This is a genomic window from Streptomyces mayteni (genome assembly GCF_054783955.1).
Genome location: NZ_BAAGPR010000052.1, coordinates 19,770 through 41,422, shown reverse-complemented (window position 1 = coordinate 41,422; position 21,653 = coordinate 19,770). Strand labels below are relative to the sequence as shown.

Sequence of the window (21,653 nt, the reverse complement as noted above, 5' to 3'; positions counted from 1 at the left end):
ATCACGCCGCCCCGCCAGCCACTCATGGCCTGCGACACACCTACTGCCCCAGGCAGCCACACTGGCGCCGGGCCCTGCCTCCACTGGATCATCCGTCCGCAGACATCCGCCCGCGCGCCGGCGCGACATTCCCGCTATTTGGCGGTGTTCTTGTAATAGGTGTAGAGGGGGGATCCTTCCTTGATCGCCTTCTCCCACTTCTTGTGCAAATAGGTGTGCATGTCGATGGAGGCCGCGCCGCCTTCACCGATGGCCGCGGCGATCCGGCGTACGGAGCCCTCGCGTACGTCTCCGGCGGCGAAGAGCCCGGCCGAGCCGGTCTCGGTGAGGGAGCCGAGCTCGTGTTTGACCGCGCCGGTGACCACCGCGCCGACGGTGCGGTACCTCTTTGCCTTGACGTCGTCCTCCGTGACGAGCTGGACAAGACGGACCGGCTTGTTGAGCCATGTGTTGTCGGCGTCGCCCCCGATCAGCACGTACAGGGAAGTCAGGTTCATCGACAAAGTATTGGTTGGCTTGCCGGTTGGACGGTATTTCACTCCGGTGAACTTCCCACTCTGCCCGTCACACTCGAACACCTCCGTGTTTTCGTGGACCTCGATGACCTTGTCCTTGGTGACCCCACCCTTGTCCACATAGCTGTTGATCGCGTCGAGGTTCGACTTGATCATGTCCGTGCCGAGTTTTCCACGAATGAACATGACCACCTTGTTCGTCGAGGATCCCTTGCCTTTCTTCTTCTCGGCGAACATCTTGGCCGCCACCGCGGCGGTGTCCCCGCCCCCGTCGATACCGATGACGCTTGTCGCCGCCGCATGGTCGACATCCGTGGGGAGCGCGCCGTAGTACACCCCGCGCCCCAGATAGTCCGCTTCTCCCTTACGGTTGAGCAGCCGCGGCTTGAGACCGGTGGCGATCAGTACCATGCCCGCGCAGATCGTCTCGGTCTTTTTCTTGTCCAGCGTCTGCACGGTGAGTTGGTACGCCGGATAGACCGAGGAATCCGGGTCGACCTTCTCCTTCGCGGGATCCGCGACCTTGGTGATTCCGGTGGCCCGGCGGCCGGAGAGCCATTCGGCACCGGCACTCCTGATCTGCAACATCCACGTGTGGGTCAGCTCCAGGGGAGCGACGCCCTTGCCGTCGACCTTGGGGACGCCCAGGACGTTGTCGATCGGGTTGAGCGCCGAGCCGGCCACGCCGCCGGGGGCATTGTCCTCGACGATGAGCGTGGTCCAGTTGAACAGCGTCCTCGCGTTCAGCGCGGCGGACATCCCGGTCGGGCCGCTGCCGATCACGACCAGGTCGTACGAGGCCTTCCCGGTGTAGGTCTTTCCGTAGAGCGCCTCCGTTACCTTCGCCTCGATACCCTCCGTGATCCTCGTCTGCGTCTTTCCGTCGAGCGTGAAGTCGACAACAACCTCATGGTCCTTCTCCGGGTCTACGAAGCTGCACTTGACGTCGTTGAGCTCCAGGAACCGTTCCACCCGAAGGACCTGTAGGTGGCTTCGATCCCCATGGATGACGGCACTCGGGCCTGCCATGTGTGTGCTCCCTTTCGTTGGTGAGGTGTCCGCTCGTCGCGGAGATCACCTTCCGGTGCGCGATGGCCGCGAGTTCTCCGGCCTGTGAACGGCACGCTCGCTCGAGGTCGACGACCCGGCGGCGCATGTGCGTACGAACCTATGGGAACCATTGCAAAGCGGAACGATTCCTCTCGCCTCGGATCCCCCGTTCGGAAGCGGGCGCGCGTCAACCACGCGCGGCGTGCGGTGGGTCGGGTCGCAGCGGAGAACCCGCCACGCCCTGGGGGCGCGCCACTGGCCACCATCACCCACACGGGTCACTTCGCGTGTCCGTACAGCTGCGGACGGAAAGGGAGTTGGAGGTAGCGGTCGATCCGGAAGGAGTGCCTGTCATGGAGCATGAGTCGCGTATCGAGGAGTCCGAGGTCTACGAGCCGCCGGTCCTGGCGGAGGTCGGCGGGTTCGCCGAGCAGACCAGGGGCTGGATCGGAGACCATTCGGACGGCTTCGTAAGGACGTACGCGGGCGGCTGACGCACCCGTGACCTCAGCCTGTGGCGGGCGATGGTTCGTGGTCCTTCCCGATCACGAGGCGGCGCCCGCCGTTTCGAAGCGGTTTGCGCCCTATGCATGCCGGATCCTGAGGCATGTGTCCGGCAGGTCGTGGCTGGTCGGCTGCTGGGCCGATGGGGAGGCGGTGACGGCTACCATCGGCACGACCCGGCTCGCGGCGATCGGCCCCTGTTCTCTGACACCTGATGGCCTCGCCGCTCGGGGCACGGCGTCGGACGGCATGGCGGGCAGCTTCCACCTGCTGGCTTCGTACGACGGCCGGATCTATGCCCGGGGTACCAACTCCGGCGTCCGACGGCTGTACACGGCCCACGTCGACGGTCTGACCGTGGCCGCGGACCGGGCCCACACCCTCGCCTGGCTGACCGGAGCCGAGCCGGACCCAGCCCGACTGGCCCTCCGCATGCTGCTGCCGGAACCGCCGCATCCGTTCCAGAGCACGGGAATGTGGCGGAACATCGAAGCCGTTCGACCAGGGCATGCCCTGCGCATCCACCCGGACGGGAGCAGCCACACCAAGCGGTGGTGGCAGACGCCCTCGCCGGAACTGCCACTAGAGAAGGCCGCACCGCTGCTGCGGGACACGTTGCGAAAGGCGATCGCCCTACGCGTACGGCCGGGGGAGGTCTGGGGCGCGGATCTGTCGGGCGGCATGGATTCCACCTCACTGTGCTTCCTCGCCCACGAAGCCGGCGCCCGGCTGGTCGCGGCCACCCTGGAATGGTCCGCCGTGGGCAACGAGGACGCCGCCTACGCCCGTGAAGCCGCCCGCCATCTGCCGGGAATCGTCCACCTGACGATTCCCACCCACGAGATCGCGGGCCATTTCGCTGGCATCGAGAGCCGGCGTCCGCCCGGAGACGAGCCCTCGGAGTTGGTTCGCAGCAGGGCTCAACAGGCGGATCTCCTGGCGAGATTGCTCGAACACGGTGCCCGGTCGCGGTTCTGCGGCCATGGTGGGGACCACGTCGTCATCCCACCGCCCGCATACCTGCACCGGTTCCTGCGCGGCCACCCGCTCGCGGGTCTGCGGCATGTCGCCGCACATCGCGCGGCCAAGCGCTGGCCGCTCGCTGGACTCCTGCGAGAACTGGCCTCACGACGCACCCTGGCCGACTGGCTCACCGCACAGTCGGAGACCCTGGGCAGCGTCCAACGCAGGGAATGGCCCATGTGTGACTGGGGCCCACGCCTGTCCCTTCCGCCCTGGTCGACACCACAGGCTCGGGAGCTTGCGGCCGGGCAACTCAGGATCGCCGCCGCGGAGTGCGAACCGCTGGGTCCCGACCGCGGCTCCCACACCTGGGTCTACGCGGCCCGGGCCGCCGGCACCCTGGCCACCCATGTCACCGAGTGGTCCGAGCGACTCGGCCTGCCCACCGAGATGCCCTTCTGTGACGACGCGGTGCTCGACGCCACTCTGCGCGTCCGACCGCAAGACATCGGACACCCCACCGTCTACAAGCCGTTGCTCGCCACGGCGATGGACGGCATCGTCCCGGCAACGATCCTGGAGCGCACCACCAAGGACCACTGTGACACCGAGTGGTACGCGGGCATCACCGCCCAGCGCCGCACCCTGGCGGCCTGGGCCGACGACTCCCGCCTCGTCGCCACCGGCCTCGCCGACCCGGCGTCGCTGCGCCGCGCCGTGCTCGCCCCCACTCTGCTCACCGGCGGCGTCGGCGAACTCGAGTCCACTCTCGGCGTCGAGGAGTGGCTACGCGACCTCGAAGCGCATCCCCACCCCCACTACCTCAAGGAACACGCCCATGACCTCGCCCCCGCCGGCCCCGAGGATCCGGCTGCGCCATGACGTCACCACCTGCGAAACGGACGCGGGCATGGCACTCCTCGACGAACGATCCGGCCGCTACTGGCAGCTGAACACCGCCGGCGCGCATGTCCTGCGTCAGCTCCTGGACGGCACCACCCCCGAAGATCTGGCCGATCAGCTCGCCACGACCCGAAACGTCACCCGTGCCCGGGTCGCGGCCGACATCGACACCCTGCTGGACCAACTGGCCGCCGCGAGGCTCACCGAACCCGGCCCGACCACCCGGCGAGCTCCGCGGTGAGTCAGATCCTCGATCGCCGCGGCGGCCGCCCCCCGCTGCGTCGCCGCGTCCCCACCCGCCTCGCGATCGTCATTGCCGGTCTGTTGGCACGTCTCCCACCCCGCCGGATCCGTGCCATCCTCAGCATCGCGCGTCGCGGCGCGAAGGCGGCCGGCTACGAGCAAGCCCTTGCCGCCCGCCGCGACGTGACCGGCACCTCCACCCTGTGCTCCGGCCAGTACTGCCTCCAACGCTCACTGGCCACCACCCTGCTGTGCCGCCTACGCGGAACCTGGCCCACCTGGGTCACCGGCGTCCGCATGCCCCCCTTCGCCGCCCACGCCTGGGTCGAAGCCGACGGCCGCCCCGTCGACGAACCCGAAAGCACCACCACCTACCGCCGCCTCATCAGCGTCCCGCCACGCCACTGACACTGCCTGGAGTTCAGTGCGGCGAGGCCCGACCGCCATGACCGAGTCGCGATCTCGCGAACCTGACGGAAACGGCCGGTGAGGTTCTGCCTGCCCGTGACTCGAAGGTGTGGCCCCGACGGCGAGGTCGTCCCCGGGGCTGGAAGCCTCGGATCGTGCTCACCGAACAGGCAGTCGAGATGTGGGACCACGACCTGGACAATCTCTTCGTCAACATCGGACACCACTTCGGTCGCGTTGAACCTCGCCGCCGCATGCGGGACTACGTGCGCGGGCTGCTGGCTCCGGTGGCCCGTAAGAACAGCTGGCAACTAGCCGAGCACGCCGGCAACGCCACCCCCGACGGGGTGCTGATCGTGGACGATACGGGGTTCCTGAAGAAGGGCACCACCTCCGCCGGGGTGCAGCGCCAGTACTCCGGCACCGCGGGCCGCACCGAGAACTGCCGGATCGGCGTCTTCGCCGCCTACGCAAGCTCCGCCGGCCGCGCCTTCGTGGACCGGGAGCTGTACCTGCCCAAGTCCTGGACTGGGGACCGTGACCGATGCCGCACGGCCAAGGCCCCCGTTGAGCGGGAGTTCACTACCAAGGGTGACCTGGCCAAGGCCATCGTGCTGCGGGTGCTCGCCTCGCCGCTGCCGATCTCGTGGGTGACGGCTGCCGCCGCCCACGGTCAGGAGTGCCGTTTCCGGCGGCTGTTGGAGAACGCCGGTGTCGGCTACGTCGTGGCGGCGCCGAAGTCCCAGTTCACCGTTGGCTGCCCACGTAGCGATCACCTCTTCGCCCAAGCGCCGAAGCAGGCGTGGGAGCGTCGCTCGTGTGGGGAGGGCGCCAAGGGGCCGCGGATGTATGACCGGGCCGCGGTGCGGCCGCCCGTGGTGGCGGAGTTCGACTACCAAGGTGACGTGCCGGTGCAGCAGCGGTGGGCACTGGCGCGGCGCAGTGTGAGCAAGCCGGACGAGGTCGCCTACGACCTCGGTTACGCGCCCTTGGCCGTCGGCGTCGACGAACTCGTGCGCGTCGCCGGCATCCGGTGGGCCATCGAAGAGTGCTTTCAGGCGGCGAAAACGAGTGTGGGCTGGACCAGTACGAGGTGCGGCGCTACGTCGGTTGGTACCGACACATCACCCTCGCGATGCTCGCTCACGCCTTCCTCGCGGTGACGACCGCGCCGACAGGGGAAAAGAGGGCCACACTGGTGGGGAGGCCGAGGTCATCGAGCTCACCGTGGCGGAAGTGCGGCGACTCCTGGCAGCTCATACTCCCCGACACCCCTGTGCCCCCACGCGCGCGCTGAGCTGGTCGCATTGGCGTCGACAACGACAGGCAGTGGCCCGCCGCTGCCACTACCGCAGTCGGGGCCACACCTTCGAGTCACGGGCAGGCAGAACCCGCCCGTGACCGGCACACCCCAACGACTACACTCCCACCACTCCACGTTTCCCCAGGTCAGACACCAAAGTCCTGCTGGAGTACTCAGCCGAGCAAGGAGCAAAACGCCTGGGATGCACGGGGAGTCACCATCTCCTGCGACGCAGGGTGGAGCGATCACCGCTCAAAGAGCCGGACAGGCTGTGGGAATTCTCTGGGACTTTCGGCCGCATCAGAGAGCAAGCGCGGGAAAGACCTGAAATGGCATACCCACAGGCCAACGGCCCATCGGCGCTCATCGTCGCAGGTCAGAAGACCGCGTGGTCTCTTCCGCAACATCTGACAGAACCCGTTCGACGCACCCGCCCCGGCCCGACGTTCCGAAGGCCGGGGCGGGTGCGGTCACGGCCGGAGGGCCGCGTCGAGGTGGTCGACTTCCGGGCGATTCCCGGTGGTTCGCCCGCCCCCCGCTTCCGCCGGCCCCCGAGGGGGCCTAGCGTCGGCGCCAGGGGGTGTCGATGACGGGGAACGGCGGCGATCAGCAACAGGAACCCGATGGAGACGCGGGGGCGGACAGCGGCGGACTCCTGGGCCTGCGTGCCTGGGCGGCCAGCCTGATCGATCGCGCGGACGCGATGCTTCCCGGCACCGGATCCCGCGCCCGGATCGAGGAACTGGGTCCGCTCCTCGCCCAGCTCACCGAGGTGGCGGAGCTGCTGGGCGACGAGGAGCCGCAGCGGCCACGACTCGACTTCCGGCGCGGCGCCCTGCTCGCGCTCCGCGGTCTCAGCCCCGCCGCCGAGCCCGGCGACCTGGCGGAGGCCGAGCGGATCCTGCGCGGCGTGAGGCAGTGGGGGCTGCCGGGGCCCGACGGGGCACGGGCGGCCCTCTTCCTGCTCGTGGTCCTGCGCGACAAACCCGGTGCCGGGGCGGAGATCGACCAGGCCGCGCTCGTCGACTGGGCGCTCGCCGGGGGTGCGGAGCACTTCACCACGCGGCTGCGGGAGTTGGGCGAGCTGGCGGCGGACGTCTACCCCGCCATGGACGAACTGGGGTTCCTCGGCGGCCCCGGAACCCGGGCGTGGTCGGATGAACTCGCCCCGATCGCCGCCCTGATCCGCGAAGGGGCGTTGTCCCCGGACGCCGAGGTCGCCGACATGCTCGGCCGGCTTCCCGAGGACTCCCCCTTCCGCCCACTCCTCGAGACCGCGATGCGGATGTTCGGTGTCGACGAGCGGGCGGGTGCGATGGCCGGGGAGGCGGCCGGGGAGGCATCGTCCGCGGGCCGGGCAGACGCCGCGGACACCGCTCCCACGGGGTCGGAGGAGGCGTCCCCGAGCGAGCGCCGGCGGGAGACCGCGCTGACCGTGTCCATGCTGGGGTCGATGGCGCCGGGGTCCGTGGCACCGGAGACCCTGCGCCGACAGGTGGACGCGCTCGACGCCCAGTTGGCGGAGCACGGCCGCGCGTCCGCCGCACCGGGGGAAGGGATGCCTCCGCGGGAGGTCATGCTCGCGGCCCTGATGTCCCTCCAGGTGAAGCTGACGGCCGCGCTGCGCGACGGCGACACCGGCGCCATGGACGATGCGTTGAAGGTACTGCGGGACGCCATGGCCGCGCTGCCCGCGGACGACGAACTGCGCCACGTCCTCGAACCCCTCGTCCCGGCTCTCCTCGATCTGGGAGGTCAGGTCGGTGGCAACCTGCGGGACCAGGAGGCCGCCAGGCGCCTGCTGGACGCCACGGCCGCGCGAAGCGACCCGACGGAATCCCCTGGGCCCGCGGCCGGGCTGGCCAACGCCGCCCGGCTGGGGATCCGAGCCGCGCTGGCCTCGGCCGAGGCCCTCCGCACCGGAGACCCCGCCGTCCTGAGGCAGGTCGTCGCCGAGGTGGAGGCGACCCTCGCCGCCCCGCACGACGACCTCGGCATCATCGACGACGCGCTGTCGCTCGCCCTCGGTCAGCTCGTCCTCCAGTTGGGCAACCTCACCCGGGACCGGTCACAACTGCTGGCCGGCGTGGGCCTGATGGAGGGGGCGATCGAGCGTCTCTCGTGGCAGCCGTCCGTCCGCCGCTGGGGGCAGGAGGTGCTGCTGTCCCTCAAGGCCGTGCGCGCCGAGGTCGAGGCCGCGCCGGAGGTGCTCAGGCAGAGCCTGGAGGAGCCATCCGACCCGCCGCGCCTTCCCGGTGACCCGCCGCCTTCCGGCGAACCGGCCGCCGGGAGTTGGGGAGCCGCGCTCGGCCGTACCTCTCTCTTCGCCCTCACCAAGGAGCCGGCCGAACTCGACCGCGCGATCGAGGAGTTGGAGCGGCTGCGCACCGAGATCCGGGACGGACGCCACCCCGGATTGGCCCCCGACGGGCTGTGGCGTCTCGCGGAGGTGTACCAGTCCCGCTGGGCCCTGGCGGCCGATCTGCACTCCGCCGTCGGTGCCGCCATGGAGTCACTGCGCCACCTCGCGGCCGACGTCCTGCTCCAGAGCGGGCCGGAGCACGGCCTGCTGACCGCCAGGCGGGGGGCGGCGCGCGCCGTCGCGACCGCGGGCTGGGCCGCGAGCAACGGCTGGATCGACGAGGCCGTCGCCGCGCTGGAACTCGGCCGCGCCATGGTCCTGCACGCCGCCGCGGCTTCCGACGCGGTGGCGGACCTGCTCTCCGCCCGCGGCCACACCGCACTCGCCGCCACCTGGCGGGAGCACTCGGCGGCCAGCGCCGAAGGAGCGGAGGACGAGCCGCCACCTGACGTGACCGAGCTGCCGAGCAGTCTGCGCCGCCGAGCCCTCGAGGCACTCGGCTACCGGCAGGACGGCGGAGCTGAACCGAGCCCCTTCGCGGCACCCGGCGTGTCGGAGCTGGCGGCCGGCGTGGCGGCCGCCGACGCCGACGCCCTCGTCTACCTGATTCCCTCGCGGGGCTCCGATCCGGGGACCGCCCTGGTCATCGGAGCCGACTTTCCCCCCGGGGTGCTGGCGCTGCCCGGGCTCATCAGGGAGAACGCCGAGCCCCTGTGGGACTATCTGGACGCGGCGGCGGCCCGCTCCGGACTCCCGGCCGACGCCCGGGCGGCTGACCGCGAGGCGACCGAGCAGGCGTGGGAGAAGGCCCTCGGCGAGCTCTGCGACTGGGCCTGGTCCGCCGTCATGTCCCCGCTCCTCAGCGGAGTCGCGCATCGACTGGCGGCCAACCCCGACCGGCGTCGCGGCCGGCCGGGACCGCCCCGGCTGGTCCTGATCCCCTGCGGCACGCTCGGCGTGGTGCCCTGGCACGCGGCGCGCTACAGCCACGGAAGGGGATCGTGCCGGCACTACGTCTGCCAGCAGGCGGTGATCAGTCATGCCGCCTCGGGAAGCCAGTTCCTGCGCACGATCGCCCGCTCGCCGCGCCCGGTCACCACCGCGCCGGCGCTGATCGCCGACCCGCGGATGGACCTGGTGTGGGCCGAGTTGGAGGTGACCGCGCTGCACGAGGCGTGCTACCCGCGCGCGGTCGTCTACGGGGAACTCTGCGAGCCGTCGGGGCCGGTCAGTGGAACCGGGACGCCCGAGGAGGTGCTCGCCCTGCTGTCTCCCCCGCGCTCCGGGGCGCCCGTACCGGTGTCCCTCCTCCACGTCGCGTCCCACGCGGCCGCCGGTACACGTCCCACGGTCTCCGCACTCCGCCTCGCCAGCCCCGCGGGCGGCGCGGGACGGCCCGCGGAGCCGGACGGCGCCGCGTCCGATGCCGGGCTGCTCACCGTCGCCCGGCTGCTGGAGAAGCGCGGAACCAGCACCGCGCCCCAGGACACCGGCCCGCTCGTCGTACTCAGCGCCTGCGAGACCGATCTGACCACCCGTGACCACGACGAGGCGCTCACCCTCGCCACCGCCTTCGTCGCCCGCGGCGCACGGGACGTCGTCGGGTCCCGGTGGACCACCAGGGACAGCGCGTCCGCGGTCATGATGGCCGTCTTCCACCACCACGTCGCGGTGGAGGGCCTGTCGCCCGCTGACGCGCTGCGGGCCGCGCAGCGGTGGATGCTCGACCCCCGGCGCGTCCCCCCGCCCACGCTCACCGAACCGCTGCTCGGCGAGGCGACCCGCCCCGGTCTCGACCGGCTCTCGGCCTGGGCCGCGTTCATTCACCAGGGCCATCCGGGACCACTCTCGGCGGGCCGCCGGGGATGACGTCAGCCGTGCCGTCGGCCGTGCCGTCGGCCGTGCCGTCAGCCGGGCAGGAGTTCGCCGGTGAGCACCCGGTCGGTCTCCTGGTCCACGACGCCGACCCGGATCGCCTGGCCGAGCGGGCGGTCCAGGTCGGCGGCCGCGTCCAGCGCGAAGACCACGGAGACCGGGCGCTCACCGCCGCGGTCGGGGTCGGGTCGGGCGCCGGCGTAGTGCAGGATCCGCCAGCCGTCCTCCTCCCAGTGGTCGAGCAGTCCCGACCTGATCAGCGGCGCCGCCGTCGCCCAGGCTCGGGAGCCTTCGAGCAGTTCGACGGAGGCGGCGAGCGGCACCGGGCCGCCGGCCCTGGCGGGCGCGGCCAGCGGGCTGCCGAACAGCCGCCGCCTGAGCCGGCCGAGCGCCCGACCGGCCGGGCGTCGGCAGAGCGGCGCGGCGCCGAGGGCGAGCATCGTGGCGGCGGCGACCGGATGGTGGGCGGCCGCCGTCCACCAGGGGGTGGTGGCCGACACGGTGCCGGCGCCGCCGAGCGCCACGGCCCCCGCCCTGACGAACGCCCGCCAGGAGATCGGCGCCCGGTCACGCGCGGCACAGCCGCAGGGCGAACCGGGGGCCACCGACCTGGCCACGGTCAGGTAGCCGAGGAACGCCACGCCGAGCAGGGCCGTCGCCGCGCCGGCGGCCGCCCGGCCAGGACCGGCGAGCAGCCAGCACCCGAGGGCCACCTCGACGGCGCCGGTGGCGCGGAGCACGCCGGCGGCCCGGCGCGGCCCACCGACCAACAGGGGCAGGGCGGTGCCGGCCGCCCTGCCGGGCCGCCGGCGGCCGGCCAGCAGCTTGGCGGCGGCGGTCGCGGCGAGCGGCCAGGCGACCAGCGGCGGGCAGAGCGCGGCGACCAGGTCGATCCAGAACATGGCCTGTTCCCCCTTTGGTTCCTTCAGTGGCCGACGGTGACGCGGACCACGTCGACCGAGCCGTCGGCCGGCCGCCAGGCGCCGAGGACCTGGGCGCGCTGGCCGATGCGCAGCCGGCCGAGGTCGGGGATGAGCGCGCCGCCCGCGTAGCGGGCCGCGGTCTCCGGGCCGGTGTGGCCGACGAGTTCGCGGTGGTGGTGGACGAGGTGGATCCGCCTCCGGTGGAGGCCGCGGATCTCGGTGCGGAGGTTGACGATGTTGACCCAGACGGCGTCGGCGGCGACGGAGCCGTCCGGCATGCGCACGCCCCGCGCGTAGAGGCCGTCGCCGACCTCGACGGCGTCCGCGGTGGTGGGGCGGGCCTTCCAGACGCTGGTGGCCTGGGTGAGCCTGACGTGGTGGGTGGTGCCGGACACGCCGGCCACGTGCAGCAGGCTGCCGCGGAGGGCGCCGATCCGGCCCGCCACGAAGACGCCGGTGACGGCCGGATCGAGGGCGGGGCCGGGCGCCGCGAAGGCGGCGTCCGCGTCCAGGGCGCCGAGCGAGGAGGCGCCGACGATGGTGGCGCCGCCGAGTGCCGCCGAGCCGAGGAAGCCGCGCCGGCCGAGGCCGCGGGGCGGCGCGGTGTCGCGCCGGGACGTCGGGCTCACCATGACCGCTCGTCCCCCGCTACTCGGTGATGACGACGGGCAGCACGCCCGAGTCGAGGCTGCCGAGGGCGGCGAAGGCGGCCGGGGTGAGGTCGAGCACCCGGTTGGTCCGGCAGTCGCCTTCGCAGCACACTCCCTCGCCGCAGAACTCGCGGGTGCGGGGGCCGCAGTCGCTGACCGTGACGGTGACGGCGGCGCCCGTGCACTGGTGGCTGACCGTCAGCACCGAGCCGCAGCCGCGCCTGGGGAGGTCGTGCTCGCCGCAGAGGTCGGGGCGGGTCAGCTCCCAGCACGACTCGGAGAGATGGGGCCAGGCGGCGTGGTCGCCGTCGGCCCGGCAGTCGCCGCAGGCTCCGCCGCCCGCCGCGCCGCAGGGGCCCCACGAGGCGCCGCAGCAGAACCAGGTGGTCTCGCCGGCCCAGAGGGCGTCGGTGGCACGGGTCACGGAGGAGAGTCCCTTCGGAGAAGTCGAGTGCAACGGGGGGAAAGGGGATCGCCAACATCCGTCGCGATTCCCATGCATGACAGCAAGCCGCCAGGGAAGGACACGAGGTGATCACGTTCTCTTGCCAGTTCGCCCATGTTCGAAGCACTGCATGGAGCGGCCCGATCCGGGGGAAAGTGATCGCAGGACCGGTCAACCACCCGGCTGTGCAGAGGAGTTCCGTCATGGACCACGCGCTGGACAACAGGCTGGACAGCAGGACCTCGCGGCGCACGCTGGCTCTCTTCGGTGCCACGTTGGTGCTCGCCGTGCTCGCCTCGCCGCTGTTCGCCATCTACGAGCTGCTGATCGGCGCTCTCGGCCTGGTCGCCACCGGGCTGCTCGCCCGCCTGAAGGACGGCGCGGGCACGATGACGGCGACCGTCGTGTTCGCCGGCGTGCTGGCGGGCAGTCTGCCCTATCTGGCCGCCGCCTCCCTCGTGCTCTGACCGCCGTTCCGTCCGTCACAGCCAGTCCTGCCGCTTGAAGGCGAAGAACAGCAGCATCGTGATGACGACGATCAGGGCCGACGAGGTCAGCAGCCCGATGTGGTTGTCGAAGCCCGGATACGGCAGGTTCTGGCCGTAGAAGCCGGTGATCGCCGTGGGCACGGCGATGATCGCCGCCCAGCTGGTCACCTGCTTCATGATCTCGTTCATCCGGTTGGCCTGGACGGCGAGGTTGGTCTCCATCACCGAGCCGACCAGGTCCCGGAGCGACTCCGTCCACTCGGTGGCCCGCAGCACGTGGTCGTAGACGTCCTGGTAGTAGGGCATCAGCGGCTCGGTGACGACGTGGAGCGTCGGCCGCATCAGCGTGTTGATCACCTCGCGCATGGGCAGCACCACCCGGCGGAACCTGACCAGCGACTTGCGCAGCTCGTAGGCGCGGCGCTGCACGTCCCGCACCACCCTGGGGCCCTCGGAGAAGAGCAGGTCCTCCAGGTCCTCGATACTGTCGTCGAGCCGCTGGACAGCGACGAAGTAGCCGTCGACCAGGTGGTCGAGCAGGCCGTGGAGCAGGAAGCCGACGCCCTGCGCGGTCAGTTCCGGGGCGTCGTCCCAGCGGGCCAGCACGTCGTCCATCCGGATCCCGTCGTCCTTGCGGACGGTGATCAGCGCCTGGGGAGTGACGAAGACGGCGAGCTCGCTGGTCACCAGCTCGCCGCTCCGCTCGTCCATGGCGACGCCGTAGGCGCTCAGGAACTCGTGCGCGTGGTAGCGGTCGATCTTGGGCCGCTGCCCCTCCTTGCCCGCGTCCTCCAGGGCCAGCTCGTGGATGCCGAACGCCTGGCCGACCCGGTCGAGCACCTCGCGGCCCGGCTGGTAGAGATCCATCCAGACCACCGACTCGGGGTCGGCCAGGCACTCGGAGACGTCGTGGACCGGAAAGTCCTCCCGGACGAGGGAGCCACCGCGGTACAGCCGGGTGCGTGCCATGGGCCCGACTGTAGGGGCTGGTCAGGGCCAGGTCCGGTAACCGCCGTTCCGGGTGCCGTTCCGGGTCGTGCTAGAGCCGGAGCGCGACCCGGTCGAGCACCGGGCGGTAGCCGATGCGCTGGTAGATGGCGTTGCTCGTCGGGTTGGCGAGGTCGGTGAAGAGCAGCACCTCGTCCGCCCCGGCGTCCAGCGCGCGCCGGCTGACGGCGGCGGTCAGCGCCGAGGCGTAGCCGTGACCGCGGTGTTCCGGCGGGGTGTAGACGTTGGCGACCCTGGCCTGCCCGGCGACCAGCCGGGTGAGGTGGGCCATGGCGACGGGGGCGCCGTCGGCCGCCGTCCAGATGTCGACGCCGCGGTGCGCGAGCCGGTCGTCGACGAGCGCGGCGACGGCCCCTGGGGCGGCGACGGCGTCGTCGACGTCGTGGAGGAAGCCGTTGGTCCAGTCGATCAGCAGCGCCCGGTCGTCGGAGGTCGCGGCCCGGCTCGCGCCGGGCGGCGGCGCCTGCGGCGGGCGGAGTCCGGCCAGCCGGTAGAGCCGCGTCTCGTGGTGGACGTCGGCCCGGCGGCCGGTGCGGGCGAGCCAGGCCGCCGCGAACGGGTCGGCGTCCACGCGCGACAGCAGCGCCTCGGCCGGCGCCGGCCCTTCGTCCGCCGCGAGCGCGTCGGCCAGGGCCGCCACGGCCTCGGCCGGCGCGCGGCTGACGTTCACCGGCCACGGCGGCGTCTCCAGCACCACGGCCGCCACCTCCCCCGCCACGCCACGCCACCACCCGAACCGGGGCGCCCGCTCCCCGTACATCCCGAGCCCGGCGCTCCGCAGGGTGTCGGTGACGGTCAGGAACACGGTGTTCTCGGCGGGCCGGGCACGGAGAAACGGACCCGCCTCGTCGAGGAAGGCGTCGAGGTCACGGCTGAAGGTCCAGGTCATGCCCCCATCCTCGCCGGGCGGCTGCGCGGTGCGTACCGATTATCTGTCAACGAGACACGAGGCTGAACACTCGTTCGAGTGAGAAACGGTGGCACGACGCGCGTCGGCGCTCCGCCATGCCGTAGAGAGATACGGGATGGTCCCGAACGGACCGGCTGAGGAGTGGGACCTGATGGAAAGCCAGGACGAGTACACCGTCCTCGATCCCGAAGCGGCCCTGAAGTACGCGATCCGGCAGACCCGGCTGGACCGCGTGGAGATCGTCGAGGGTTGGATCGAACCGCAGTCGAGATGCTGGCTCGGCGAACGCATCGTGGTGGGCATCAGGAAACAGTTGCGGTCCGCTCTGGATCGGCTTGACGGCATGGCCGGCGCCGGCGATCTGGATCTACCCGGCTCGCTCAACTGGTTCATCCCGCGCCTGGCCATCGTTCCTCGTCCCTTGGCCGAGCGGAGCGGCACCCTGCTGCCCAGCCAGACGATGTTGATCGTGGAGGTGGCCACCGAGTTCGCCGGCGATCACGCCCGTGACGCCAAGCGACGGCGCTACGCGGAGTACGGGGCGCCGCTCTATCTCCTGGTGGACCGGCAGGAGCGGTCCTGCACGCTGTTCAGCCAGCCCGGTGAGCTGGGCTACACCCGAGTCGACGGCCCCCTGCCCTTCGGCACTCCCGTACCATTGCCCGAACCGTTCAATCTGGCCGTCGACACCGCGGAGATGGCGTGACCCCCTGGCTCACCACGGTAGGTCGCGGACCTGCTGGACGCACAGGATCAGGAACATCACGCCGGAGCCGAACAGCATCACGTTGCTGATGGGGCCATTGCGCCACTCGCGGGAGATGCGGTCGGTGTTGAGGAGCCAGAGCAGGGTGAGGGCGAGGAACGGCATGAAGAACGCGCCGAGGACGCCGTAGGTGATGATCAGGCCGATCGGCTCGTCGAGCCAGAGGAGGGCCATCGGGGGGAACGTGAGCCAGAGCAGGTAGGCGCGGAACGGCCAGGACTTCTCCGGTTCGCCCTCGGGGACGCGGGAGGGCAGGAGGCGCTTGACGAAGTCGGTGAACAGCAGGCTCACGCCGTGCCAGACGCCGATGACGGAGCTGAACGAGGCGGCGAAGAAGCCGATCAGGAAGAGGTCGGCGGTGAGGCCGCCGAAGCGGTCCTCCAGGACCGTGCCCACGTCGAGCAGCCCTCGGTCGCCGCTGGCCAGCGTGACCTCGGCGGAGTGCAGCAGCTCGGCGCCGATCACCAGCATGGAGATGACGAAGAGGCCGGTGGTGGCGTAGGCGACCCGGTTGTCGAGCCGCATCATCGGCATCCAGGAGGGGCCGTTCCAGCCCTTGGCCGTCACCCAGTAGCCGTAGGAGGCCAGGGTGATGGTGCCGCCGACGCCGCCGATCAGGCCGAGGGTGTAGAGGACGGAGCCGTCCGGCAGGGTGGGCCAGAGGCCGGCGCCGAGCGCCGCCGTGTCGGGGACGATGCGGATGGCGATGCCGACGACCACCACGAACATCACGCCGACGAAGGCCATCATCAGCTTCTCGACCACCGCGTAGCGGTTGAACCAGACGCAGACCAGGCCGAGCAGCCCGGTGAGGATGCCCCAGGTGCGCAGGCTCGGCCCGTCGGGGAAGAGCGCGGCCAGCGGCATGCCGCTGGCCGACATGCCGGTGGCGCCGTAGATGAAGCCCCAGATGACGATGTAGATGCCGAAGTAGACGACGGTCCAGCGGCCGAGCGAGCGCCAGCCGTCGAAGATGGTGGTGCCGGTGGCCAGATGCCAGCGGCCGGTGGCCTCGGCGAGGGAGATCTTGATCAGGCAGCCGATCACTGCGGCCCACAGCAGCGTGTAGCCGAATCTGCTGCCGGCCACCGCCGTTGCGACCAGGTCGCCCGCGCCGACGCCGGTGGCCGCGACCACCAGGCCAGGGCCGATCAACCGCCAACGTGCCTTTGGTAGTTGGGACTCCGGCCCCGGGTGCGTCTTCGCCACGAGGGGGAATATGCCCAGCGTTGCGGTCGCCAATACGAACCCGCGAACGATTCTTTTCGGTCTCCGGCGACGTTGGTGTCCGAATGCCGCCAGCGGGCGGTCGGCGCGACTGGTGGACTGTGGCCATGAACGACACGAAAGAGCTCGCCGCCCGGGCCCGGCTCCTGCACGATCTGCACCGCGGCGAGGAGCCGCTGGTGCTGCCCAACGCCTGGGACGTGGCCAGCGCCCGGCTGGTGGCGGGCGCCGGCGCCCGAGCCGTCGCGACCACCAGCTCGGGGGTGGCCTGGTCCCTCGGCACTCCCGACGGCGATCGTCTCGACCGCCGGCTGGCCGTCGACCTGGTCGCCAGGATCGCGGCCGCCGTCACGGTGCCGGTCACCGCGGACATCGAGGCCGGCTTCGCGTCGGACGCCGCCGGCGTCGGCGAGACGGTGCGGCTGGTGATCGAGGCGGGCGCGGCCGGCGTCAACATCGAGGACACCCACCATCGCGGCACCGACCCGCTGCGACCGGTGGCGGAGCAGGCCGCCCGGCTGGCCGCCGCCCGCGCGGCCGGCGAGGCGACGGGCGTGCCGGTCTTCGTGAACGCGCGGGTGGACGTCTTCCTCGGGGCCGCGGCCGGCCGGCCGCGGGACGAGTCGCTGCGGGAGACGGTGGAGCGGGGCCTGGCGTATCTCGACGCGGGCGCCGACGGCATCTTCGTGCCGGGCGTCACCGACCCGGGGACGATCGCCGCGCTCGCCGCCGAACTGCCCGCCCCGCTCAACGTGATGACGGGCCCCGGAGCGCCGCCCGTGGCGGAGCTGGCCGCGGCCGGCGCGGCGCGGATCAGCGTCGGCTCCGGCCTGGCGCAGGCGGCGTACGCGCTGGTCGAACGGGCCGCCGGCGAGCTGCTCGGCACCGGGACGTACGCCGGACTCGACAGCGGGGACCTGAGCTTCGGCCGGTTGAACGCGCTGATGGACGACTGACCAGGCAGCGACGAAAACCCGTGGTCGCCCGCCGGAGCCGCGCACCATACTCAGGCTGGTGTTCCTGACGATATCGACCACCGGTGACGCCCAACGCCCCGCGACCGACCTCGGGTTCCTGCTGCACAAGCATCCGGACAAGGCCCAGGAGTTCAGCACCTCGACCGGTCGCGCCCAGGTGTTCTACCCCGAGGCCACGGCCGAACGGTGCACCGCGGCGCTGCTGCTCGAGATCGACCCGGTCGCCCTGGTGCGCTCCCGCGGGCAGGGCCGGGGTGCCGCGCCCGACGCCACCCTGGCCCGCTACGTCAACGACCGCCCGTACGCGGCCTCCTCGCTGCTGGCCGTGGCGCTCGGCCAGGTGTTCCGCTCCGCGCTGCGCGGCCGGTGCGAGGCGCGGCCCGGGCTCGCCGAGCGGCCGTTGCCGCTGACGATCGAGGTGCCGGCGCTGCCGGCCCGCGGCGGTCCCGAGGAGGTACGGCGGCTGTTCGAGCCGCTGGGCTGGACGGTCACCGCGGAACCGGTGCCGCTCGACGGCCGGTTCCCCGAGTGGGGCGACTCCCGGTACGTGCGGCTGACGCTGGCCGGCACCGAGACGCTGGCCACCGCGCTGCGCCAGCTCTACGTGCTGCTGCCGGTGCTCGACGCGGCCCCCCGGCTCTGACCGCCCGTGGTTGCCGCCGCCCGGCCGAGGGGCCGGGCGGCGGCGCGTGGGCTGCGCGCAGAATGGAGCCATGACCTTCCATGTCGACTCGGAGACCGGTCGTCTGCGGCGCGTGATCCTGCACCGCCCCGGTCTCGAGCTCAAGCGGCTGACCCCCACCAACAAGGACGAGCTGCTGTTCGACGACGTGCTCTGGGTGCGGCGCGCCCAGCAGGAGCACGACATCTTCGCCGGCCTGCTCCGCTACCGCGGGGTCGCCGTGCACCTGTTCGGCGACCTGCTGGCCGAGAGCCTGGCCGTGCCGGCGGCGCGGGCCCTGGTGCTCGACCGGGTCTTCGACGAGCGCGAGTACGGCCCGCTGGCCACCGACCGGCTGCGGTCGGCGTTCGACGAGCTGCCGGCGCCCGAGCTGGCCGAGGCGCTGATCGGCGGCATCACCAAGCGGGAGTTCCTGGAGCGGCATCCGGAGCCCACCTCGGTGCGCTTCCACGTGATGGAGCCCGACGGCTTCCTGCTGCACCCGCTGCCGAACCACCTGTTCACCCGGGACACCTCGGCGTGGGTCTACGACGGGGTGGCGATCAACGCGATGCGGTGGCCGGCGCGGCAGCGGGAGAGCGTGCACTTCGAGGCGATCTACGGCTACCACCCGCTGTTCGCCGGCGAGGCGGCCGGCCGGTTCCACCTGTGGTCGGAGGGGCAGGGCGCGCACCCGTCGACCATCGAGGGCGGGGACGTGCTGGTGATCGGCAACGGCGCGGTGCTGGTGGGGATGAGCGAGCGGACCACGCCGCAGGCCGTGGAGCTGCTGGCGCGGCGGCTGTTCGCGGCCGGCTCGGCCCGCACCATCGTGGCGCTCGACATGCCCAAGCGGCGGGCGTTCATGCACCTGGACACGGTGCTCACGATGGTGGACGGGGAGACCTTCACCCAGTACGCGGGCCTCGGCATGCTGCGCTCCTACACCATAGAACCGGGTTCCGGGGCCCAGGAGTTGAAGGTGACGGACCATCCGCCCGAGCACATGCACCGGGCGATCGCGGCCGCGCTCGGGCTCGGCGCGATCCGGGTGCTGACGCCGACCCAGGACGTGCACTCGGCCGAGCGGGAGCAGTGGGACGACGGCTGCAACGTGCTGGCGGTCGAGCCGGGCGTGGTGGTGGCCTACGACCGGACGGTGACCGCCAACACGCATCTGCGCCGGCAGGGGTTCGAGGTGCTGGAGATCCCGGGCGGCGAGCTGGGCCGGGGTCGGGGCGGGCCGCGCTGCATGAGCTGTCCCGTGGAGCGCGACCCGGTCTCCTGACCGGCGGGGCCCGCCGTCACCCCGAGCGGCGGCGGGCCGGCCACCAGACGCGGTCGCCGAGCAGGACGACGGCCGCCGGCACCTGGACGGAGCGCACCAGCAGCGTCTCGACCAGCACCCCGATGGACACCCCGACGCCGACCTCGGCCACGGTCACGTCGGGGATCTGGGCGAGGGCCGCGAAGGTGCCGGCGAGCACCAGACCGGCGGCGGTGATCACGCCCCCGGTGGCGGCCAGGCCACGGCGGACCGCCTCCGGGGTCGGGTGGTGGCGGCGCTCCTCGCGGACCCGCTCCATCAGGAAGATCGTGTAGTCCACGCCGAGCGCGACCAGGAACACGAAGACGTAGACGAACAGGTCGGCGGCGACCCCGCCGAAGCCCATCACCTCGGTGAACACGAGGGTGGACAGGCCGAGCGAGGCGGCGAAGGACAGCACGGTGGCGGCGAGCAGCAGCACCGGCGCGACCAGTGAGCGGAGCAGCGCGGCCAGGATGACGGCGACGGCCAGCAGCACCAGCGGGACGATGCGCGCGGTGTCGTCGAGGGCAGCCTCCCGGTAGTCGAGCTGCACGGCCGGGGCGCCGCCGACCAGCGCGTCGTCGGTGACGTCGGCGAGCGCGGCCCGGACGGCGCGGATCGCGCCGCCCGCCAGGTCGCCGTAGGGCGGGACGGCGAGTTCCACGGCGAGCGTCGGCCGGCCGGCCAGCTCCTCGGCCGGTGCGACCGCCGCCACCTCACCGAGGCCGGCGACGGCGCGTTCGGCGTCCGCCCGGGTGGCGGGGTCGGCGTCGGCCGGCAGCACCACGGTGAGCGGCGCGGTCAGGCCCTCGGGGAAGTGCTCGGCCAGGGTCTCGCGGCCGACGACGGACTCGGCGTCCGGCGGCACCTTGTCGATCGGGTCGGCGCTGGTGGTCAGGCCGGTGAGGCCGAGGGTGGCCAGGCAGAGCCCGAGGGTGACGAGGAGTCCGGCGCGGCGCGGCCTGGCCACCACCCGGCGGGCGACCGCGTCCCAGAGCCGGTGGTCGGTCGCCCCGCGCGGGCGTCCCGGGCGGGGCGCGCGCGGCCACAGCGGCCAGCGGCCGGCGCAGGCGAGGACCGCGGGCAGCAGGGTCAGCATGGCGACGAGCGAGATCACGATGCCGGCGGCGGCGACCGGGCCGAGGCCGCGCAGCCCGGCGAGGTCGGCGACCAGCAGGCAGAGCAGCCCGGCGGTGACGGTGCCGGCGCTGGCCAGGATGGCGGGCCCGGTGCGCCGCAGCGCCTCGGCGACGGCCTCGTGGCGGTCGTGGTGGCGGGCCAACTCCTCGCGGTAGCGGCTGAGGTAGAGCAGCGCGTAGTCGGTTCCGGCGCCGAAGACCAGCACGATCTGGATGGCGGAGGACAGTTCGTTGACGGTGAGCCCCGCCTCGGCCAGGCCGTAGGCGGCGGCGCGGGAGACGACGACGGCGACCAGCGCGGCCAGCAGCGGCACCAGCCAGAGGACGGGGCTGCGGTAGGTGCCGAGCAGCAGCACGGCGACGATCGCCATGCTGGTGAGCAGGAGCGCGGCGTCCACGTCGCCGCCGCTGTTGTCGACGCCGAGCGCGGCCTCGCCGGTGACCCGGGCGGTCAGCCCGGCGGGGGCCTCGGCGACGGTGTCGCGGAGCGCGGCGACGGCGCGTTCGACGGTGTCGTCGTCGGCGTGGGCCGGCTGGATCCGCACCGGGAAGAGGGTGGCGCGGCCGTCGTCGGCGACCTCGATGTCGACATCGGCGGGCGGCGCGGCGCCCGGCACGTCGGCGGCGGAGACGGCGGCCGCGGCGGCGCGGACGGCGGCCAGGTCGGCGTCGTCCAGGGGCGCGCCGTCGTCCCTGGTGTGGAGCACCAGCGCGGTCTCGGCGTCCGGGTGGTCGGGGTCCGGCTCGGCGAGTTCGGCGACCCGGCTGGACTCGTAGCCGCTCGGCAGATAGGCGGCCGCGTCGTCGCGTTGCACGTCGCCGAGGTCGGCGGCGAGGCCGGCGGCGGCGAGGGCGAGCAGCAGCCAGCCGAGGAGTACCGGCCACTTGGCGCGCCTGACGAACCGGCCGAGCCGGGTCGGCCGGTCGGCCGGTGGGTGCGGGTGGGGGGCCGTGGACGCGGCCGCCTGGGAGTGGGACATGGCCTCGATGGCACCAGCCGGCGGGGGGCGGGCGCATCGCCGGC

Annotated in this window: 17 protein-coding genes and 2 pseudogenes; 11 read left to right on the top strand and 8 right to left on the bottom strand. The window is 72.4% G+C overall.

Going from position 1 to position 21,653, the window contains the following annotated elements:
* Window positions 1-134: 134 nt before the first annotated feature.
* Window positions 135-1,487: an NAD(P)/FAD-dependent oxidoreductase gene (locus ACYVPE_RS22375; RefSeq protein ID WP_461035458.1), complete on the bottom strand. Its 1,353-nt coding sequence runs from the start codon at window positions 1,485-1,487 to the stop codon at window positions 135-137.
* A gap of 431 nt (window positions 1,488-1,918) precedes the next feature.
* On the opposite strand from ACYVPE_RS22375, the gene ACYVPE_RS22370 reads away from it, so the two are divergent.
* The 6 genes and pseudogenes from ACYVPE_RS22370 to ACYVPE_RS22345 all read left to right on the top strand — a co-directional run bounded on the left by ACYVPE_RS22370 (window position 1,919) and on the right by ACYVPE_RS22345 (window position 10,120).
* Window positions 1,919-2,059 carry a lasso RiPP family leader peptide-containing protein gene (locus ACYVPE_RS22370; protein ID WP_461035457.1) on the top strand — a complete coding sequence of 47 codons (141 nt, stop codon included), beginning with the start codon at window positions 1,919-1,921 and terminating at the stop codon, window positions 2,057-2,059.
* A gap of 115 nt (window positions 2,060-2,174) precedes the next feature.
* Window positions 2,175-3,914 carry an asparagine synthase-related protein gene (locus tag ACYVPE_RS22365; RefSeq protein ID WP_461035456.1) on the top strand — a complete coding sequence of 580 codons (1,740 nt, stop codon included), beginning with the start codon at window positions 2,175-2,177 and terminating at the stop codon, window positions 3,912-3,914.
* Window positions 3,871-4,176, top strand: a complete 306-nt coding sequence (locus ACYVPE_RS22360; protein WP_461035455.1) for a lasso peptide biosynthesis PqqD family chaperone — start codon at window positions 3,871-3,873, stop codon at window positions 4,174-4,176. The genes ACYVPE_RS22365 and ACYVPE_RS22360 overlap by 44 nt, the downstream gene beginning before the upstream one ends.
* A complete protein-coding gene (locus ACYVPE_RS22355) occupies window positions 4,173-4,586 on the top strand; it encodes a lasso peptide biosynthesis B2 protein (protein WP_461035454.1) in 414 nt (137 codons plus the stop codon). The genes ACYVPE_RS22360 and ACYVPE_RS22355 overlap by 4 nt, the downstream gene beginning before the upstream one ends.
* 179 nt (window positions 4,587-4,765) lie before the next feature.
* A pseudogene (locus ACYVPE_RS22350) lies at window positions 4,766-5,883 on the top strand (IS701 family transposase).
* 592 nt (window positions 5,884-6,475) lie between these two features.
* Entirely contained in the window at window positions 6,476-10,120 is a 3,645-nt protein-coding gene (locus ACYVPE_RS22345) for a CHAT domain-containing protein (RefSeq protein ID WP_461035453.1), read from the top strand.
* A gap of 38 nt (window positions 10,121-10,158) precedes the next feature.
* Here the strand turns inward: ACYVPE_RS22345 and ACYVPE_RS22340 are convergent, their stop codons facing one another.
* Genes ACYVPE_RS22340 through ACYVPE_RS22330 form a run of 3 tightly spaced genes read right to left on the bottom strand, consistent with a single transcriptional unit; the run spans window position 10,159 to window position 12,123 of the window.
* On the bottom strand, window positions 10,159-11,028 hold the full coding sequence (locus ACYVPE_RS22340) for a MauE/DoxX family redox-associated membrane protein (RefSeq protein ID WP_461035452.1): 870 nt from the start codon (window positions 11,026-11,028) through the stop codon (window positions 10,159-10,161).
* Window positions 11,029-11,051: 23 nt separating this feature from the next.
* Entirely contained in the window at window positions 11,052-11,681 is a 630-nt protein-coding gene (locus ACYVPE_RS22335; protein ID WP_461035451.1) for a cell wall protein, read from the bottom strand.
* A gap of 16 nt (window positions 11,682-11,697) precedes the next feature.
* Window positions 11,698-12,123: a septal ring lytic transglycosylase RlpA family protein gene (locus ACYVPE_RS22330; RefSeq protein WP_461035450.1), complete on the bottom strand. Its 426-nt coding sequence runs from the start codon at window positions 12,121-12,123 to the stop codon at window positions 11,698-11,700.
* A 224-nt stretch (window positions 12,124-12,347) separates the two neighbouring features.
* Between ACYVPE_RS22330 and ACYVPE_RS22325 the strand changes: the two genes are divergently transcribed.
* Window positions 12,348-12,611 carry a hypothetical protein gene (locus ACYVPE_RS22325; protein ID WP_461035449.1) on the top strand — a complete coding sequence of 88 codons (264 nt, stop codon included), beginning with the start codon at window positions 12,348-12,350 and terminating at the stop codon, window positions 12,609-12,611.
* A 15-nt stretch (window positions 12,612-12,626) separates the two neighbouring features.
* Here ACYVPE_RS22325 and ACYVPE_RS22320 read toward each other — a convergent pair whose 3' ends face one another.
* Together ACYVPE_RS22320 and ACYVPE_RS22315 are read right to left on the bottom strand one after the other, a co-directional pair.
* Complete coding sequence (locus tag ACYVPE_RS22320) at window positions 12,627-13,601, bottom strand: magnesium transporter CorA family protein (RefSeq protein ID WP_461035448.1); 975 nt, start codon at window positions 13,599-13,601, stop codon at window positions 12,627-12,629.
* A gap of 70 nt (window positions 13,602-13,671) precedes the next feature.
* A complete protein-coding gene (locus ACYVPE_RS22315; protein WP_461035447.1) occupies window positions 13,672-14,529 on the bottom strand; it encodes a GNAT family N-acetyltransferase in 858 nt (285 codons plus the stop codon).
* A 172-nt stretch (window positions 14,530-14,701) separates the two neighbouring features.
* Between ACYVPE_RS22315 and ACYVPE_RS22310 the strand changes: the two genes are divergently transcribed.
* A complete protein-coding gene (locus ACYVPE_RS22310) occupies window positions 14,702-15,256 on the top strand; it encodes a Uma2 family endonuclease (RefSeq protein WP_461035446.1) in 555 nt (184 codons plus the stop codon).
* A gap of 9 nt (window positions 15,257-15,265) precedes the next feature.
* Here ACYVPE_RS22310 and ACYVPE_RS22305 read toward each other — a convergent pair whose 3' ends face one another.
* Complete coding sequence (locus ACYVPE_RS22305) at window positions 15,266-16,525, bottom strand: Nramp family divalent metal transporter (protein ID WP_461035445.1); 1,260 nt, start codon at window positions 16,523-16,525, stop codon at window positions 15,266-15,268.
* A gap of 125 nt (window positions 16,526-16,650) precedes the next feature.
* On the opposite strand from ACYVPE_RS22305, the gene ACYVPE_RS22300 reads away from it, so the two are divergent.
* The 3 genes and pseudogenes from ACYVPE_RS22300 (at window position 16,651) to ACYVPE_RS22290 (ending at window position 19,469) form a co-directional block, all read left to right on the top strand.
* Entirely contained in the window at window positions 16,651-17,499 is an 849-nt protein-coding gene (locus tag ACYVPE_RS22300; protein ID WP_461035444.1) for an isocitrate lyase/PEP mutase family protein, read from the top strand.
* 58 nt (window positions 17,500-17,557) lie between these two features.
* Window positions 17,558-18,151: pseudogene (locus ACYVPE_RS22295) on the top strand (3' terminal RNA ribose 2'-O-methyltransferase Hen1); the annotation flags it as partial.
* 82 nt (window positions 18,152-18,233) lie between these two features.
* Complete coding sequence (locus tag ACYVPE_RS22290) at window positions 18,234-19,469, top strand: arginine deiminase (protein ID WP_461035443.1); 1,236 nt, start codon at window positions 18,234-18,236, stop codon at window positions 19,467-19,469.
* A 16-nt stretch (window positions 19,470-19,485) separates the two neighbouring features.
* On the opposite strand, the gene ACYVPE_RS22285 is transcribed toward ACYVPE_RS22290, so the two are convergent.
* Complete coding sequence (locus tag ACYVPE_RS22285) at window positions 19,486-21,609, bottom strand: MMPL family transporter (RefSeq protein ID WP_461035442.1); 2,124 nt, start codon at window positions 21,607-21,609, stop codon at window positions 19,486-19,488.
* Window positions 21,610-21,653 lie beyond the last annotated feature (44 nt).